This is a genomic window from Bacillus sp. RC242, from assembly GCF_044908245.1.
GTDB classification, from domain to species: domain Bacteria; phylum Bacillota; class Bacilli; order Bacillales; family Bacillaceae_G; genus Bacillus_A; species Bacillus_A mycoides.
In genome coordinates, this window is the sequence record NZ_JBIYCZ010000011.1 from 1 (window position 1) to 16,211 (window position 16,211).

A 16,211-nucleotide genomic window follows, 5' to 3' on the forward strand; every position below is an offset into this window, starting at 1 on the left:
ATGATCAGGTTGATAGGTTCGAGGTGGAAGCATGGTGACATGTGGAGCTGACGAATACTAATAGATCGAGGACTTAACCATATAATATGAAGCAAATGTTATCTAGTTTTGAAGGAATATACCTTCATAGTTTGGTGATGATGGCAGAGAGGTCACACCCGTTCCCATACCGAACACGGAAGTTAAGCTCTCTAGCGCCGATGGTAGTTGGGACCTTGTCCCTGTGAGAGTAGGACGTCGCCAAGCAAAAACCTAAGTCGTTTCGACTTAGGTTTTTTTGTGTTTATTTTTATTTACCGAAGGTTAAAATTCATAAATTTAATAATCCTAAAGACGAAAAAAGAACAAAATAGAGACTATTTAAAATAATGGCAATGATTTTTTGTGCTCCTAATTTTCCAAATTCCCCTAAAATAATCCCTAAGATAGGAAACATTATTTCTATCATAAGTGTACATTTTAAAAATGGGATGATATCAATAAGTATTCAATAATTACAGCAATTGCTGCGACAGAGAAAAACAAATATGATAATAGCATAGTTATTTTTTCACGGTTATCCTCCTTATAAATTATATTGATTTGTAGACACAACAGTATATATGAACAGTTATGTATAAAATAGATCTCTAGAAATATATATTCTAATTCCCTTTTCTTCTTGTATATAGTTGCAATTCTTCTTTTGAATATAACTAAAACACGAACGTTATCGATGACTAATAAAAAAACATTCGATTATTTATTGACATTGTTTATGAAATATTGTTAATATAGCCATAGAAACAATAATATATAAGACCTCATATAATCGCGGGGATATGGCCTGCAAGTCTCTACCTAACGACCGTTATTCGTTAGACTATGAGGGAAAGTCACTCGGTATTTTTCTATTCACAAGGGATACGTATGCCTGAGTAGAGCGCTTTCTCTCATAGTAAAAGAGAAACTGTTCTATTTCAGGCTTTTTTTATTTGAATCGGGGGGATTCTAATATGAAATCACTAGTTGGAGTCATAATGGGAAGCACGTCAGACTGGGAAACAATGAAATATGCTTGTGACATTTTAGATGAATTAAATATACCGTATGAGAAAAAAGTTGTATCCGCTCATCGGACTCCGGATTATATGTTTGAATATGCAGAAACAGCTCGTGAACGTGGATTAAAAGTTATTATTGCTGGAGCCGGTGGAGCAGCGCATTTACCAGGAATGGTTGCAGCGAAGACAAATCTTCCTGTAATCGGTGTCCCAGTTCAATCAAAAGCGTTAAACGGTCTAGATTCATTATTATCCATTGTCCAAATGCCAGGAGGGGTTCCAGTTGCAACTGTTGCAATTGGTAAGGCTGGTTCAACGAATGCTGGATTACTTGCTGCACAAATACTTGGATCATTTCATGATGATATACATGATGCATTAGAGTTGAGACGAGAAGCTATTGAGAAAACTGTGCGTGAAGGTAGTGAGCTAGTATGACGAGAATCATTTTACCTGGAAAAACAATCGGCATTATTGGAGGCGGCCAGCTTGGAAGAATGATGGCGTTGGCAGCTAAGGAAATGGGTTATAAAATTGCTGTTTTAGATCCTACAAAGCATTCACCATGTGCACAAGTTGCTGATGTTGAAGTCGTTGCACCATATGACGATCTAAAAGCAATTCAGCATTTAGCAGAGATAAGCGACGTTGTCACATATGAATTTGAGAATATTGATTATAGATGTTTACAATGGCTTGAAAAACATGCTTACTTACCACAAGGTAGTCAGTTGTTAAATAAAACGCAAAATCGTTTTACAGAAAAGAATGCAATTGAGAAAGCTGGGTTACCAGTAGCAATGTATAGATTAGTTCAAAATCAAAATCAGCTTACTGAAGCGATTGCTGAATTATCATTTCCTTCGGTCTTAAAAACGACGACAGGTGGATATGATGGGAAAGGGCAAGTTGTTTTAAGAAGTGAAACTGATGTTGAGAAGGCACGAGAGCTTGCGGATGAAGCAGAGTGCATTCTAGAAAAATGGGTGCCTTTTGAAAAAGAAGTATCAGTTATTGTAATTCGTAGTGTAAGTGGTGAAACGAAAGTATTTCCGGTAGCGGAAAATATTCATGTAAATAACATTTTACATGAATCTATCGTTCCAGCTCGCATTACAGAAGAACTTTCTCAAAAAGCAATTGCTTACGCAAAGGTACTTGCGGATGAACTAGAACTTGTGGGAACACTAGCGGTAGAGATGTTTGCTACAGCTGACGGTGAGATTTACATTAATGAATTAGCACCAAGACCTCACAATTCAGGACACTATACACAGGATGCATGTGAAACGAGTCAATTTGGTCAACATATTCGAGCAATCTGTAATTTACCTCTTGGAGAAACAAATTTGTTAAAACCAGTTGTCATGGTAAACATTTTAGGCGAACATATAGAAGGGGTCCTAGGACAAGTGAATAGACTAACCGGGTGCTATTTACACTTGTATGGAAAAGAAGAAGCAAAAGCGCAGCGAAAAATGGGGCATGTTAATATTTTAAATGATAATATTGAAGTCGCTCTAGAAAAAGCGAAGAGTTTGCATATTTGGGACCATCAAGAACAACTGTTGGAGGGAAAAAGATGATTAATCGTTATACACGCCCTGAAATGGGTGCAATTTGGACGGAAGAAAACAAATTTAAGGCATGGTTAGAAGTTGAGATTTTAGCTTGTGAAGCATGGGCAGAGCTTGGCGACATTCCAAAAGAAGATGTTAAAAAAATTCGTGAACATGCATCATTTGATATTGATCGTATTTATGAAATTGAAAAAGAAACACGTCATGACGTAGTTGCTTTCACTCGTGCTGTATCAGAAACACCAACATTAGGCGAGGAACGTAAATGGGTTCATTACGGTTTAACATCTACAGACGTAGTAGATACAGCGTTATCTTATATCTTAAAACAAGCAAATGAAATCTTGTTAAAAGACTTAGAAAACTTTGTTAGCATTTTAGCTAATAAAGCGAAAGAGCATAAATACACGATCATGATGGGAAGAACACATGGTGTACATGCAGAGCCAACAACATTTGGTTTAAAACTTGGTCTTTGGTATGAAGAAATGAAACGTAACGTAGAGCGTTTCAAACAAGCTGCTGATACAGTTCGCGTTGGTAAATTATCTGGTGCGGTTGGTACATATGCAAATATTGATCCATTCGTAGAAAAGTATGTTTGTGAAAACTTAGGATTAGAAGCAGCACCAATTTCAACACAAACATTGCAACGTGATCGTCATGCACATTACATGTCAACACTTGCACTAATCGCAACATCTGTTGAAAAGATGGCAGTTGAGATTCGTGGTTTACAAAAGAGTGAAACACGTGAAGTTGAAGAGGCTTTCGCAAAAGGTCAAAAAGGTTCTTCTGCAATGCCGCATAAACGTAATCCAATTGGATCTGAAAATATGACTGGTTTAGCTCGTGTTATCCGCGGTTATATGATGACAGCTTACGAGAATGTTCCGTTATGGCATGAGCGTGATATCTCTCACTCTTCTGCAGAACGCGTAATTTTACCAGATGCTACAATCGCGTTAAATTACATGTTAAATCGCTTTGGTAATATCGTTAAAAACTTAACTGTATTCCCAGAGAATATGAAACGCAATATGACAAGAACATACGGCTTAATTTACTCTCAGCGCGTAATGCTTACACTAATTGACAAAGGTCTGGTACGTGAAGAAGCTTATGATATCGTACAGCCTAAAGCAATGGAAGCTTGGGAAACACAAGTACAATTTAAAGAGCTTGTAGAAGCTGACGAGCGTATTACAAGTAAGTTAACGCAAGAAGAAATTAACGAATGTTTCAATTATGAACATCATATGCAACACGTTGATACAATCTTTGAACGCCTTGGATTAAACGAAGCGTAAAATTTCATATGGCACAGAATAGAGTCATTCTGTGCCATTCTTTATAAAAACATTATTCACATTTTTCAAACTACAGGGGGCTTGCGAAATGCAAAAGCTAGAATTGCTGTATGAAGGTAAGGCAAAAAGAATTTATCGTACAGAAGCAGCAGATATGGTTTGGGTAGAGTACAAAGATAGTGCGACTGCTTTCAATGGGGAGAAAAAAGCGACAATTACAGGAAAAGGTCGTTTGAACAATGAGATTACAACTTTATTGTTCAGAAAGTTACAAGAAGTTGGAATTAAAACACACTTTGTGGAGAAGTTATCTGATACAGAACAACTTGTCAAAAAGGTGAGTATTATTCCATTAGAAGTTGTCACAAGAAACGTAATTGCAGGTAGTCTTTCAAAAAGACTAGGAATGGAAGAAGGAACTGCTCTTACAACACCAATCGTAGAATTTTACTACAAAGATGATGATTTAGGAGATCCACTTGTAACGGAAGATCATATTCGTTTGTTAAATGTTGCAACACCAGAGCAAGTAAGCGTATTACGAGATGCAGCTCTACAAATCAATCAAGTGATGATTGAGCATTTCGCAAGCTGTCGTGTAAGATTAGTAGATTTTAAATTAGAGTTTGGCGTAACAGAAGAAGGGGAAATCATATTAGCAGATGAAATTTCACCAGATACTTGCCGTTTATGGGATGAAACGAGCAACGAAAAATTTGATAAAGATGTATTCCGTCGTGATCTTGGGAATTTAACAGAAGCATATGAAGAAATTTTAAAACGTTTAGGGGGAGCTTCACATGTATAAAGTTAAGGTATATGTAACGTTAAGAGAAAGTGTATTAGATCCACAAGGAACTGCGGTAAAGGGAGCACTTCATAGTCTTTCATTTACAGAAGTACAAGACGTTCGAATCGGAAAATATATGGAATTAACAATTGATAAATCAGTATCTGATCTGGATAGCAAGGTAAAAGAAATGTGTGAAAAATTATTAGCAAACGTTGTAATGGAAGACTTCCGTTATGAAGTTGAGGAGGTTGTCGCACAGTGAAATTTGCAGTCATAGTATTTCCAGGTTCGAACTGTGATGTCGATATGTTCCATGCAATTAAAGATGAGCTTGGTGAAGAAGTAGATTACGTTTGGCACGATAGAGAGAATTTAGATGAATATGATGCAATTTTACTACCAGGTGGATTCTCTTACGGTGACTATTTACGATGCGGGGCTATTTCTCGCTTTGCTAACGCAATGAAAGCAGTGCAAAAAGCTGCTGAGCAAGGAAAGCCGATTTTAGGAGTGTGTAATGGATTCCAGATTCTTGTTGAATCAGGATTACTACCAGGAGCATTAATGAGAAACGAAAACTTAAAGTTTATGTGCCGTACTGTTCAGTTACGTGTTGAAAATAATGAAACGATGTTTACATCACAATATGAAAAAGATGAAGTAATTAACATTCCAATTGCACATGGCGAAGGAAATTACTATTGTGATGAAGCGACTCTTAAACAATTAGAAGAGAATAATCAAATCGCATTCCGTTACGTAGAAAATCCGAATGGAAGCGTTTCAGATATTGCAGGTATTGTAAATGAAAAAGGAAATGTTCTTGGTATGATGCCACACCCAGAGCGTGCTGTAGATGAATTACTTGGCGGTGCTGAAGGGTTAAAAGTCTTTCAATCTATCTTAAAACAGTGGAGGGAAACATATGTCGTTAATGCTTGAGCCAAATCCAACACAAATTAAAGAAGAGCGTATATATGCGGAAATGGGGCTAACAGACGAAGAGTTTGCCATGGTTGAAAAGATTTTAGGCCGTTTGCCGAATTATACAGAAACGGGACTATTTTCTGTTATGTGGTCTGAACATTGTAGTTATAAAAATTCAAAGCCAGTTCTTCGTAAGTTTCCAACGACAGGTGAGCGTGTTTTACAAGGACCTGGAGAAGGCGCTGGAATTGTAGATATCGGTGATAACCAAGCGGTGGTATTTAAAATGGAAAGTCATAACCATCCTTCTGCAATTGAGCCATATCAAGGGGCAGCAACAGGTGTCGGTGGTATTATTCGCGATGTATTCTCTATGGGCGCACGTCCGGTAGCTCTATTAAACTCACTTCGTTTCGGTGAATTACAATCACCACGTGTGAAATATTTATTCGAAGAAGTAGTAGCAGGAATCGCAGGATACGGTAACTGCATCGGTATTCCTACTGTTGGTGGAGAAGTACAGTTTGATCCATGCTATGAAGGAAATCCACTTGTAAATGCAATGTGTGTAGGCCTAATTAATCATGAAGATATTAAAAAAGGGCAAGCGCATGGTGCTGGTAATACAGTAATGTACGTAGGAGCATCAACTGGTCGTGATGGTATTCACGGTGCAACGTTCGCATCTGAAGAGCTATCTGAAAGCTCAGAAGCGAAGCGTCCGGCAGTTCAAGTAGGGGATCCATTTATGGAGAAACTTCTTATTGAAGCATGTTTAGAACTTATTCAGTCTGATGCACTTGTTGGAATTCAAGATATGGGAGCTGCTGGTTTAACATCATCTTCTGCAGAAATGGCAAGTAAAGCAGGTATGGGTATTGAAATGTACTTAGATGATGTACCACAGCGTGAAACTGGAATGACTCCATATGAAATGATGTTATCTGAATCACAAGAACGTATGTTAATCGTTGTGAAAAAAGGTAGAGAGCAAGAAATAGTAGATTTATTTGAAAAATATGGTCTTGCAGCAGTTAAGATGGGGAAAGTAACTGAAGATAAAATGCTTCGTCTATTCCATAAAGACGAAATGGTAGCTGAAGTACCGGCGGATGCTCTTGCAGAAGAAGCACCAATTTATCATAAACCGTCAAAAGAAGCAGCATACTTTGCTGAGTTCCAGCAGATGAAAATGGAAACACCAAAAGTAGAAAATTATAAAGCAACGTTATTATCTTTATTACAACAACCAACGATTGCAAGTAAAGAGTGGGTATATGATCAATATGATTATCAAGTGCGCACTAGCACAATCGTTACACCAGGTTCAGATGCAGCGGTTATACGTGTACGCGGCACAGAAAAAGGATTAGCAATGACGACAGATTGTAACTCTCGCTACATTTATTTAGATCCAGAAGTGGGCGGTAAAATTGCAGTAGCAGAGGCAGCACGTAATATCGTATGTTCTGGCGGGGAGCCACTTGCAATTACAGATTGCTTAAACTTCGGTAACCCAGAAAAACCAGAAATCTTCTGGCAAATTGAGAAATCAGTAGACGGTATGAGTGAAGCTTGCCGCAAGTTACAAACGCCAGTTATCGGCGGGAATGTATCAATGTATAACGAGCGTAGTGGTGAAGCTGTATATCCAACACCAACTGTTGGGATGGTTGGACTTGTACACGATTTAAAACACGTAACAACACAAGAATTTAAACAAGCTGGCGATTTAGTTTATGTAATTGGAGAGACGAAAGCTGAGTTTGGTGGAAGTGAATTACAGAAAATGATCTACGGAAAAATTTTCGGTCAATCACCAAGCATCGATCTAGATGTAGAATTAAAACGCCAAAAGCAAGTACTAGCAGCAATTCAAGCTGGCCTTGTTCAATCTGCACATGATGTTGCAGAAGGTGGTTTAGCAGTTGCAATTACTGAAAGTGCAATTGGTGCTAACGGTTTAGGTGCTACTGTGAAATTAGATGGGGAAGCAACAACAGTATTATTTGCAGAATCACAATCGCGCTTCGTTATAACTGTAAAACGTGAAAATAAAGAAGCATTTGAGAAAGCGGTTGAAGCAATTCAAGTTGGAGAAGTGACAAATACAAATGAAGTAACAATTCATAATGAAGAAAATGAAGTATTACTTACAGCAAATGTAGATGAAATGAGAAAGGCTTGGAAAGGGGCAATCCCATGCTTACTGAAATAAAGGGGTTAAATGAAGAATGTGGCGTTTTCGGAATTTGGGGGCATGAAAATGCAGCACAAGTTTCGTACTACGGATTGCACAGTTTGCAGCACCGTGGGCAAGAAGGCGCAGGCATTGTTGTAAATAATGGAGAAAAAATCATCGGTCACAAGGGGTTAGGTTTAATATCAGAAGTGTTTTCAAGAGGTGAGCTAGAGGGATTAAACGGGAAATCAGCAATTGGACACGTACGATATGCAACAGCTGGTGGAAGTGAAGTTGCTAACGTTCAACCATTGTTATTCCGTTTTTCCGATCATAGCATGGCGTTAGCTCATAACGGAAATTTAATTAACGCAAAAATGCTTCGTCGTGAATTAGAGGCAGAGGGAAGTATTTTTCAAACAAGTTCAGATACAGAAGTACTTTTACACCTTATTAAGCGTAGTACAAAAGATTCTTTAATTGATAGTGTAAAAGAGGCTCTAAATAAAGTGAAAGGTGCGTTTGCATATCTTTTACTAACTGGAAATGAAATGATCGTTGCGCTAGATCCAAATGGATTCCGTCCTCTTTCAATCGGAAAGATGGGGGATGCTTACGTTGTAGCATCGGAAACATGTGCTTTCGATGTAGTTGGTGCAACATACATTCGTGATGTAGAACCTGGTGAATTGCTTATTATCAATGATGAAGGAATTCACGTAGATCGTTTTACAAATGAAGTAGACCATGCGATTTGCAGTATGGAATACATTTACTTTGCACGTCCAGATTCTAATATCGCTGGTATTAATGTTCATGCAGCTCGTAAAAATATGGGGAAACGTTTAGCGGCGGAAGCTCCTATTGAAGCTGATGTTGTTACTGGTGTACCAGACTCTAGTATTTCAGCAGCAATTGGTTATGCGGAGGCGACAGGAATTCCGTATGAGTTAGGGTTAATTAAAAATCGTTACGTTGGACGTACGTTTATTCAACCTTCTCAAGAACTGCGTGAGCAAGGGGTTAAGATGAAGCTTTCAGCAGTAAGAGGCGTAGTTGAAGGAAAACGAGTTGTTATGATTGACGATTCTATCGTAAGAGGAACGACAAGTAAACGAATTGTTCGTATGCTTCGCGAGGCTGGAGCGACAGAAGTCCATGTAAGAATTGCTTCACCACCTCTTAAGTATCCATGCTTCTATGGCATTGATATTCAAACGAGAAAAGAATTAATCGCAGCAAATAATTCAATAGAAGAAATCCGTCAAATCATCGGAGCAGATTCACTAACATTTTTAAGTGAAGATGGATTAGTAGATGCAATTGGACGCCCATATGAAGGGAAATACGGTGGTCTATGTATGGCTTACTTCAATGGAGACTATCCAACAGCTCTTTATGATTATGAGCAAGAGCTTTTAGAAAGTATGAAATAAGAAGAAAAAAGCTTCTACTTCTTTTGATGTAGAAGCTAGCTTCTTTCTTAAAACGGCCGCCCTGGATGGGGAGAAATTAAAAGACGAGGTGTAAAAAACGATGGCGAATGCATATAAGCAAGCAGGAGTAGATATTGAAGCTGGATATGAAGCGGTATCTCGCATGAAAAAACACGTACAAACAACAATGAGAAAAGAAGTGCTAGGCGGTTTAGGCGGTTTTGGAGGTATGTTTGATCTATCAAAATTTGCATTAGAAGAACCTGTATTAGTATCTGGAACAGATGGCGTGGGAACGAAATTGATGCTCGCTTTTATGGCAGATAAACATGACACAATTGGTATTGATGCAGTAGCAATGTGTGTAAATGATATTGTTGTCCAAGGAGCAGAGCCGCTTTTCTTCCTTGATTATATTGCTTGTGGTAAAGCTGAACCTAGTAAAATTGAAAACATCGTCAAAGGTATATCAGAGGGCTGTCGCCAAGCTGGTTGTGCATTAATTGGTGGAGAAACAGCTGAAATGCCAGGAATGTATTCTACGGAAGAATACGATTTAGCTGGTTTTACAGTTGGAATTGTTGATAAAAAGAAAATTGTAACAGGTGAAAAAATTGAAGCTGGTCACGTATTAATTGGCTTAGCATCTAGCGGTATTCATAGTAACGGTTATTCTTTAGTAAGAAAAGTGCTACTAGAAGATGGAGAACTATCTTTAAATCGTATTTACGGACGCTTAGAACTACCTCTTGGTGAAGAATTATTAAAACCAACGAAAATTTATGTCAAACCTATTTTAGAACTATTGAAGAAACATGAAGTATACGGTATGGCACATATTACAGGTGGTGGATTCATTGAAAATATTCCACGTATGTTGCCAGAAGGAATCGGTGCGGAAATTGAATTAGGATCTTGGCAAGTTCAACCGATTTTTAGTTTACTTCAAGAGGTTGGAAAACTAGAAGAGAAAGAAATGTTCAATATTTTTAACATGGGTATTGGTATGGTAGTAGCAGTAAAGGAAGATGAGGCAAAAGATATTGTTCGTCTTCTTGAGGAACAAGGCGAGAAAGCTCGTATTATTGGACACACTGTACAAGGGTCTGGTGTTACCTTTATTGAGGGAACAGAAGTATGAGTAGATTAGCAGTTTTTGCTTCTGGGAGCGGCTCTAACTTTCAATCTCTCATTAATGCGGTAGAAGACAAAATATTGGATGCAGATATTAGTTTATTAGTATGTGATAAACCAGAGGCACGCGCTATTGGACGGGCACATTATCACCATATTCCGTGTTTTTCCTTTTCAGCGAAAGCATATGAGTCAAAAGAAGCATTTGAAAAAGAGATATTAAAAAAGCTAGAAGAGTATGAAATTGATTATGTTATTTTAGCTGGATATATGCGTTTAATTGGAACGACTTTACTAGAAGCGTACGGCGGGAAAATTATTAATATTCATCCATCACTACTACCGAGTTTTCCAGGGAAAGATGCTGTTGGTCAAGCGTTAGAAGCGGGTGTGAAAGTAACCGGAGTAACGATTCACTATGTAGATGCAGGTATGGATACAGGTCCAATTATTGCGCAAGAAGCAGTAGTTGTTTCTGAAGGGGATACGAGAGAAAGCTTACAAAAGAAAATTCAACAAGTTGAACATAAATTATACGTAAATACAGTGAATCAAATTGTTCAGTCTGTGAAAAAACCAACTGTTAACTAACATACAACCAGGGGTGAAGGATAAATGAAAAAGCGTGCATTAGTAAGTGTTTCAGATAAAACAGGAGTAGTAGAATTTGTTAAAGGTTTACTTGAACAAGGGATTGAAGTTATTTCAACAGGTGGTACGAAAAAATTATTAGAAGAAAACGGCTTGCAAGTAATTGGTATTTCTGAAGTAACTGGTTTTCCAGAAATTATGGATGGTCGTGTAAAAACATTACATCCAAATATTCATGGTGGTCTATTAGCAGTTCGTGATAATGAAATGCATGTAGCGCAAATGAATGAATTAGGTATTCAACCAATTGACTTTGTTGTTGTTAACTTATACCCATTTAAAGAAACAATCGCTAAGCCTGATGTAACATTTGCTGATGCAATTGAAAATATTGATATCGGTGGCCCAACAATGATTCGCTCTGCTGCGAAAAATCATAAATTTGTATCGGTAATTGTAGATCCAGTAGATTATGATGTTGTATTAGCAGAACTGAAAGAGAACGGTGAAGTAATAGAGGAAACGAAACGTAAATTAGCAGCGAAAGTATTCCGTCATACAGCGGCATATGATGCGTTAATTTCTAACTACTTAACAAAGCAAATGGGCGAAGAAAGTCCTGAAACAGTAACGGTGACATTTGAGAAAAAACAAGATTTACGCTATGGCGAAAATCCACATCAAAAAGCGACATTCTATAAAGCGCCATTCGCAGCAACTTCTTCTGTTGCATACGCAGAACAATTACACGGTAAAGAATTATCTTATAACAATATCAACGATGCGGATGCAGCACTTAGCATCGTGAAAGAATTTACAGAACCAGCAGTAGTAGCGGTAAAACATATGAATCCATGTGGTGTTGGAGTAGGAACTGATATTCACGAAGCATACACACGTGCTTATGAAGCGGATCCAGTATCAATCTTCGGCGGTATTATTGCAGCAAATCGTGAAATTGATAAAGCTACAGCAGAAAAGTTACACGAAATTTTCTTAGAAATTGTTATCGCTCCTTCGTTCTCGCAAGAAGCTTTAGAAGTGTTGCAAAGTAAGAAAAACTTACGCTTACTAACTGTAAATATTGAAAAAGCGACAAGTGCAAGTAAAAAACTAACTTCTGTACAGGGTGGTCTTCTTGTTCAAGAAGAAGATACGTTATCATTAGATGAGGACGCAATTTCAATTCCAACGAAACGTGAACCATCAGAACAAGAATGGAAAGATTTAAAACTAGCTTGGAAAGTTGTAAAACATGTGAAATCAAATGCAATTGTTTTAGCGAATGATAACATGACAGTTGGTGTAGGCGCGGGACAGATGAACCGTGTAGGTTCTGCAAAAATCGCAATTACACAAGCTGGCGAAAAAGCACAGGGTAGCGCACTTGCATCTGATGCTTTCTTCCCAATGCCAGATACAGTAGAAGAAGCAGCAAAAGCTGGAATTACAGCAATCATCCAACCAGGCGGATCGATTCGTGATGAAGATTCTATTAAAATGGCAGATGCGTATGGGATTACGATGGTGTTCACTGGCGTACGTCATTTCAAACATTAATAGAGGATGTTTAAAAAGTCCGGTCAAGATAACTGTCGCATGTCGTCGTTGCAATGCCAGTGCGGTACTCATGTAGGAAAGCTACACTCCGTTTCCTCCTGGCAAATGCGCCTCGACCTACTCGGTTCTCTTGATCCTCCCTTTTAAACTGTTATTGTTAGGGATGTTTAAAAAGTCCGGTCAAGATAACTGTCGCATGTCGTCGTTGCAATGCCAGTGCGGTACTCATGTAGGAAAGCTACACTCCGTTTCCTCCTGGCAAATGCGCCTCGACCTACTCGGTTCTCTTGATCCTCCCTTTTAAACTGTTATTGTTAGGGATGTTTAAAAAGTCCGGTCAAGATAACTGTCGCATGTCGTCGTTGCAATGCCAGTGCGGTACTCATGTAGGAAAGCTACACTCTGTGTCCTCCTGGCAAATGCGCCTCGACCTGCTCGGTTCTCTTGATCCTCCTTTTTAAACTTTTATTGATATGAAAACAAACTAGGAGCATAGCTTCTAGTTTGTACTTATTTAATTATTGGGGGATGAAATATGAATGTTTTAGTAATTGGCCGTGGTGGACGTGAGCATGCTTTAGCTTGGAAGTTTGCGCAATCTGAAAAGGTAGAAAAAGTATATGTAGCGCCAGGTAATGAAGGTATGCGAGATGTTGCAACACCAGTTGATATTGATGAAAATGATTTTGATGCATTAGTCTTATTTGCAAAAGAGAAGAATGTTGAATTAACTTTCGTTGGACCAGAGATTCCACTTATGAACGGAATCGTGGATCGTTTTAAGGAAGAGGGACTTCGTGTATTTGGTCCTAATAAAGCGGCTGCTGTTATTGAAGGTAGTAAAGCTTTTACAAAAGAATTGATGAAAAAGTATGATATCCCAACTGCGGCATATGAAACTTTTACAGACTATGAAGAGGCAGTAAAGTACATTCAAAAAGTTGGTGCGCCGATTGTAATTAAGGCAGATGGATTAGCTGCTGGTAAAGGTGTAACGGTAGCAATGACGCTTGAAGATGCATTGCAAGCTGTGAAAGAAATGCTACAAGATGTGAAATTCGGCGCAGCAAGCAAGAAGGTCGTTATTGAAGAGTTTTTAGATGGACAAGAATTTTCATTAATGGCATTTGTAAATGGAACAACTGTGCATCCAATGGTAATTGCTCAAGATCATAAACGAGCTTTTGATGACGATAAAGGTCCTAATACAGGCGGAATGGGTGCATATTCCCCAGTACCACAAATTCCGGAATCAGCGGTTCAAGAAGCGATTCAAACAGTATTACATCCAACTGCTAAAGCGATGATCCAAGAAAATCGTTCGTTTACAGGAATTTTATATGCGGGGCTTATTTTAACCAATGATGGTCCAAAGGTAATTGAGTTCAATGCACGCTTTGGCGATCCTGAAACGGAAGTTGTATTACCACGCTTAGAAAATGATTTAGTTGATGTATGTAACGCTGTATTAGATGAAAGTGAATTAACGTTACAATGGTCAAAGGAAGCAGTTATTGGTGTCGTACTTGCTTCGAAAGGATATCCAGAAGCATATAAAAAAGGTGAAATTATTAACGGATTAGATGCACTGCAAGATGTGATTGTTTTCCATGCGGGTACAGCGATGAAACATGGTGACTTTGTAACAAACGGTGGCCGTGTATTATTTGTTGCTTGTAAGGCGAATAGTTTACAAGAAGCGAAAGATAAGGTCTATAAAGAAATCGGTAAAATTGAGAGTGATGGTTTATTTTACCGAAGTGATATAGGATATCGTGCAATTGGTCATGAGATGACGAGAAGCTAATGTATAAAAAATCCCGCTGATTTCTCAGCGGGATTTTTATGCATCTTTATCTTTTTTCAATTTCCCTTTTTGCTTTGCTATTTCTCGAAGTAAATACTCGATGTGTGCATTGACGCTACGAAACTCATCATTCGCCCATTTTTCGATGACTGCGTGTAATTCAGGATCAATACGTAATGGAAAGCTTTTCTTTTTGGCCATAATCATTTACAACCTTTAATATAGGCTTCCTGTATTAATAACTGGTTGCGCACCTTTATCTGAAACGATGGCAACTAATAAGTTGTTTACCATATTTGCTTTACGCTCGTCATCTAAATCAAGTACGCCTTCTTCATCTAGCATGAGGATTGAATCTTTAGCCATTTTCACAGCACCTTCAACAATCTCTTTTCGAGCAGCTAATACCGCTTTCGCTTGTTGACGTTGAAGCATTGCATGGGCAATTTCTGTTGCGTAAGCTAAATGTGTTAAACGAGTTTCTAATACTTCTACGCCAGCGATTTCAAGTCGTGCTTCTAACTCACGCTTTAATTCTTCAGAGATTTCTTCAGTATTTCCTCGTAACGTGATGCAAGTTTCATCTTGGAAATTATCATAAGGATATTTTGTAGCAACGTGGCGGATTGCTGTTTCACTTTGAATTTCTACGAATCGATCATAATGCTCAACACCGAAAATTGCTTTTGCGGAATCAACAACTTTATATACGATAACGGCTGCAATTTCAATTGGATTTCCCTCAACATCGTTTACTTTTAATTTCTTACTGTTAAAGTTTTCAACACGTAAAGATACAGTTTGACGAAACGCGAATGGAATTGTTAAAAATAAACCATTTTGACGAATTGTTCCTAAATAACTACCGAAGAACGTAATAACTTTCGCTTGATTCGGTTGAACGATACCGATACCTGTAGCTAAAACAGATGCTAATATGAGAGCTAAAATAGCTATTACAAACATTTCTTGTACAAGGCAAAATACACCGATAGCGGCTAAAACTAAAATTCCAATAACGCCGAGAAATCCATTAACATAAAATACTTGTTTTTCTTTCATATGATTGCCTCCTTGATATAAAAATGATATCACTTTTATATCATTATATGCAAGAGGGTTACACCTAATTTTCTGAATTTTATTGTTTGATATCTTTTATGTACGTTTTAAGGGTGAAAAATGAGAATGTACGTTCTGTTTCGTGGTAAAATAAAGAAGACTTAGCTGCCCACTGCAGCAGCTAAGTCCCTTTGAGAGCATCTTGCATCGTGACAAATGATTCAAAGCGGTTTTGCCAGGATTAATTCTTCAATCGCTGACTCAATCTCTTTGTCAGAAGTGTCATAACTTCCATCTGACTTTGACTTTGGCTTGTCATGGCTGGAAGCTGAATTAACTTCTTCTTTATTATGTCCTTTTTCAGTGAAATTCATGCTAGGCATTTTAAATGCGCTCATATTCATATATTTTCCAAACTTACAGGCTTCAACAATAGGGCAGAAACGAACGATTCCCTCCGCAATTTTCATGGCACCAATCCATAGCAAAACTTTAGACCAAGTGCACCAAGGTTTACGTACGAGTTTAGCTGTACTACAACCGAAGAGGATGAGTCCGAGTGTAATTCGAATTAGAGCACTAATTGTGCCGATGTTTTGCTTCATTAGAAAAACACTCCTTTTTAATTAACTTCGAAATAGAAAATACTATTTCATTTGTTAGTATTCCGTATAAGTTTTTTGATATGTAATCCAACATTTGACGTTGAAAAAGATGTTGGATTGGGCGTGTGTGTAGGTAGCTTTTTTTGTTATAATGAAAGAATGCGTAAAAGGAAGTTCAAAA

15 protein-coding genes, 1 rRNA gene, 1 pseudogene and 1 riboswitch are annotated in these 16,211 nt (G+C 38.0%); of the genes and pseudogenes, 13 read left to right on the plus strand and 4 right to left on the minus strand.

The genetic code is table 11. The features are described 5' to 3' along the window. The first annotated feature begins 130 nt into the window (after positions 1-130). Positions 131-246, plus strand: a 5S ribosomal RNA gene (gene rrf / locus ABH957_RS19475). A gap of 64 nt (positions 247-310) precedes the next feature. Here rrf and ABH957_RS19480 read toward each other — a convergent pair. Beyond that, a pseudogene (locus ABH957_RS19480) lies at positions 311-540 on the minus strand (hypothetical protein). Between the two features lie 243 nt (positions 541-783). Next, a riboswitch (purine riboswitch) is annotated at positions 784-885 on the plus strand. Between the two features lie 110 nt (positions 886-995). On the opposite strand from ABH957_RS19480, the gene purE reads away from it, so the two are divergent. The 12 genes from purE to purD all read left to right on the plus strand — a co-directional run bounded on the left by purE (position 996) and on the right by purD (position 14,363). Beyond that, positions 996-1,481, plus strand: a complete 486-nt coding sequence (purE, locus tag ABH957_RS19485; protein ID WP_002010008.1) for a 5-(carboxyamino)imidazole ribonucleotide mutase — start codon at positions 996-998, stop codon at positions 1,479-1,481. Next, positions 1,478-2,629 carry a 5-(carboxyamino)imidazole ribonucleotide synthase gene (gene purK, locus ABH957_RS19490; protein ID WP_219300564.1) on the plus strand — a complete coding sequence of 384 codons (1,152 nt, stop codon included), beginning with the start codon at positions 1,478-1,480 and terminating at the stop codon, positions 2,627-2,629. The genes purE and purK overlap by 4 nt, the downstream gene beginning before the upstream one ends. Then, positions 2,626-3,933, plus strand: coding sequence for an adenylosuccinate lyase (gene purB, locus ABH957_RS19495; RefSeq protein ID WP_002091361.1), 1,308 nt, complete (start codon positions 2,626-2,628; stop codon positions 3,931-3,933). Before purK ends, purB begins: the two co-directional genes overlap by 4 nt. A gap of 88 nt (positions 3,934-4,021) precedes the next feature. Then, the gene (gene purC / locus ABH957_RS19500; protein WP_002029482.1) at positions 4,022-4,741 is read left to right on the plus strand and encodes a phosphoribosylaminoimidazolesuccinocarboxamide synthase; all 720 of its coding nucleotides are present in this window, start codon (positions 4,022-4,024) and stop codon (positions 4,739-4,741) included. Then, positions 4,734-4,988 (plus strand): phosphoribosylformylglycinamidine synthase subunit PurS, encoded by a 255-nt coding sequence (gene purS / locus ABH957_RS19505; protein ID WP_000278823.1) that lies wholly within the window; start codon positions 4,734-4,736, stop codon positions 4,986-4,988. Before purC ends, purS begins: the two co-directional genes overlap by 8 nt. Next, positions 4,985-5,668: a phosphoribosylformylglycinamidine synthase subunit PurQ gene (gene purQ, locus ABH957_RS19510; protein WP_000666771.1), complete on the plus strand. Its 684-nt coding sequence runs from the start codon at positions 4,985-4,987 to the stop codon at positions 5,666-5,668. Before purS ends, purQ begins: the two co-directional genes overlap by 4 nt. After that, complete coding sequence (gene purL / locus ABH957_RS19515) at positions 5,652-7,871, plus strand: phosphoribosylformylglycinamidine synthase II (RefSeq protein WP_404512041.1); 2,220 nt, start codon at positions 5,652-5,654, stop codon at positions 7,869-7,871. The genes purQ and purL overlap by 17 nt, the downstream gene beginning before the upstream one ends. After that, positions 7,856-9,271: an amidophosphoribosyltransferase gene (gene purF, locus ABH957_RS19520; protein WP_002091359.1), complete on the plus strand. Its 1,416-nt coding sequence runs from the start codon at positions 7,856-7,858 to the stop codon at positions 9,269-9,271. The genes purL and purF overlap by 16 nt, the downstream gene beginning before the upstream one ends. A gap of 100 nt (positions 9,272-9,371) precedes the next feature. Beyond that, complete coding sequence (purM, locus tag ABH957_RS19525) at positions 9,372-10,412, plus strand: phosphoribosylformylglycinamidine cyclo-ligase (RefSeq protein ID WP_404512043.1); 1,041 nt, start codon at positions 9,372-9,374, stop codon at positions 10,410-10,412. Then, positions 10,409-10,996 (plus strand): phosphoribosylglycinamide formyltransferase, encoded by a 588-nt coding sequence (gene purN / locus ABH957_RS19530; RefSeq protein WP_002124872.1) that lies wholly within the window; start codon positions 10,409-10,411, stop codon positions 10,994-10,996. Before purM ends, purN begins: the two co-directional genes overlap by 4 nt. A 24-nt stretch (positions 10,997-11,020) precedes the next feature. Further along, a complete protein-coding gene (gene purH / locus ABH957_RS19535; RefSeq protein ID WP_404457531.1) occupies positions 11,021-12,556 on the plus strand; it encodes a bifunctional phosphoribosylaminoimidazolecarboxamide formyltransferase/IMP cyclohydrolase in 1,536 nt (511 codons plus the stop codon). Between the two features lie 535 nt (positions 12,557-13,091). Further along, positions 13,092-14,363, plus strand: a complete 1,272-nt coding sequence (purD, locus tag ABH957_RS19540) for a phosphoribosylamine--glycine ligase (protein WP_404512045.1) — start codon at positions 13,092-13,094, stop codon at positions 14,361-14,363. 36 nt (positions 14,364-14,399) lie between these two features. On the opposite strand, the gene ABH957_RS19545 is transcribed toward purD, so the two are convergent. The 3 genes from ABH957_RS19545 to ABH957_RS19555 all read right to left on the minus strand — a co-directional run bounded on the left by ABH957_RS19545 (position 14,400) and on the right by ABH957_RS19555 (position 16,030). Beyond that, positions 14,400-14,564 (minus strand): type II toxin-antitoxin system antitoxin, encoded by a 165-nt coding sequence (locus ABH957_RS19545; protein WP_193648067.1) that lies wholly within the window; start codon positions 14,562-14,564, stop codon positions 14,400-14,402. 15 nt (positions 14,565-14,579) lie between these two features. Beyond that, a complete protein-coding gene (locus ABH957_RS19550; protein ID WP_219300556.1) occupies positions 14,580-15,425 on the minus strand; it encodes an SPFH domain-containing protein in 846 nt (281 codons plus the stop codon). A 221-nt stretch (positions 15,426-15,646) separates the two neighbouring features. Beyond that, complete coding sequence (locus tag ABH957_RS19555; protein WP_002124877.1) at positions 15,647-16,030, minus strand: YgaP family membrane protein; 384 nt, start codon at positions 16,028-16,030, stop codon at positions 15,647-15,649. Positions 16,031-16,211 lie beyond the last annotated feature (181 nt).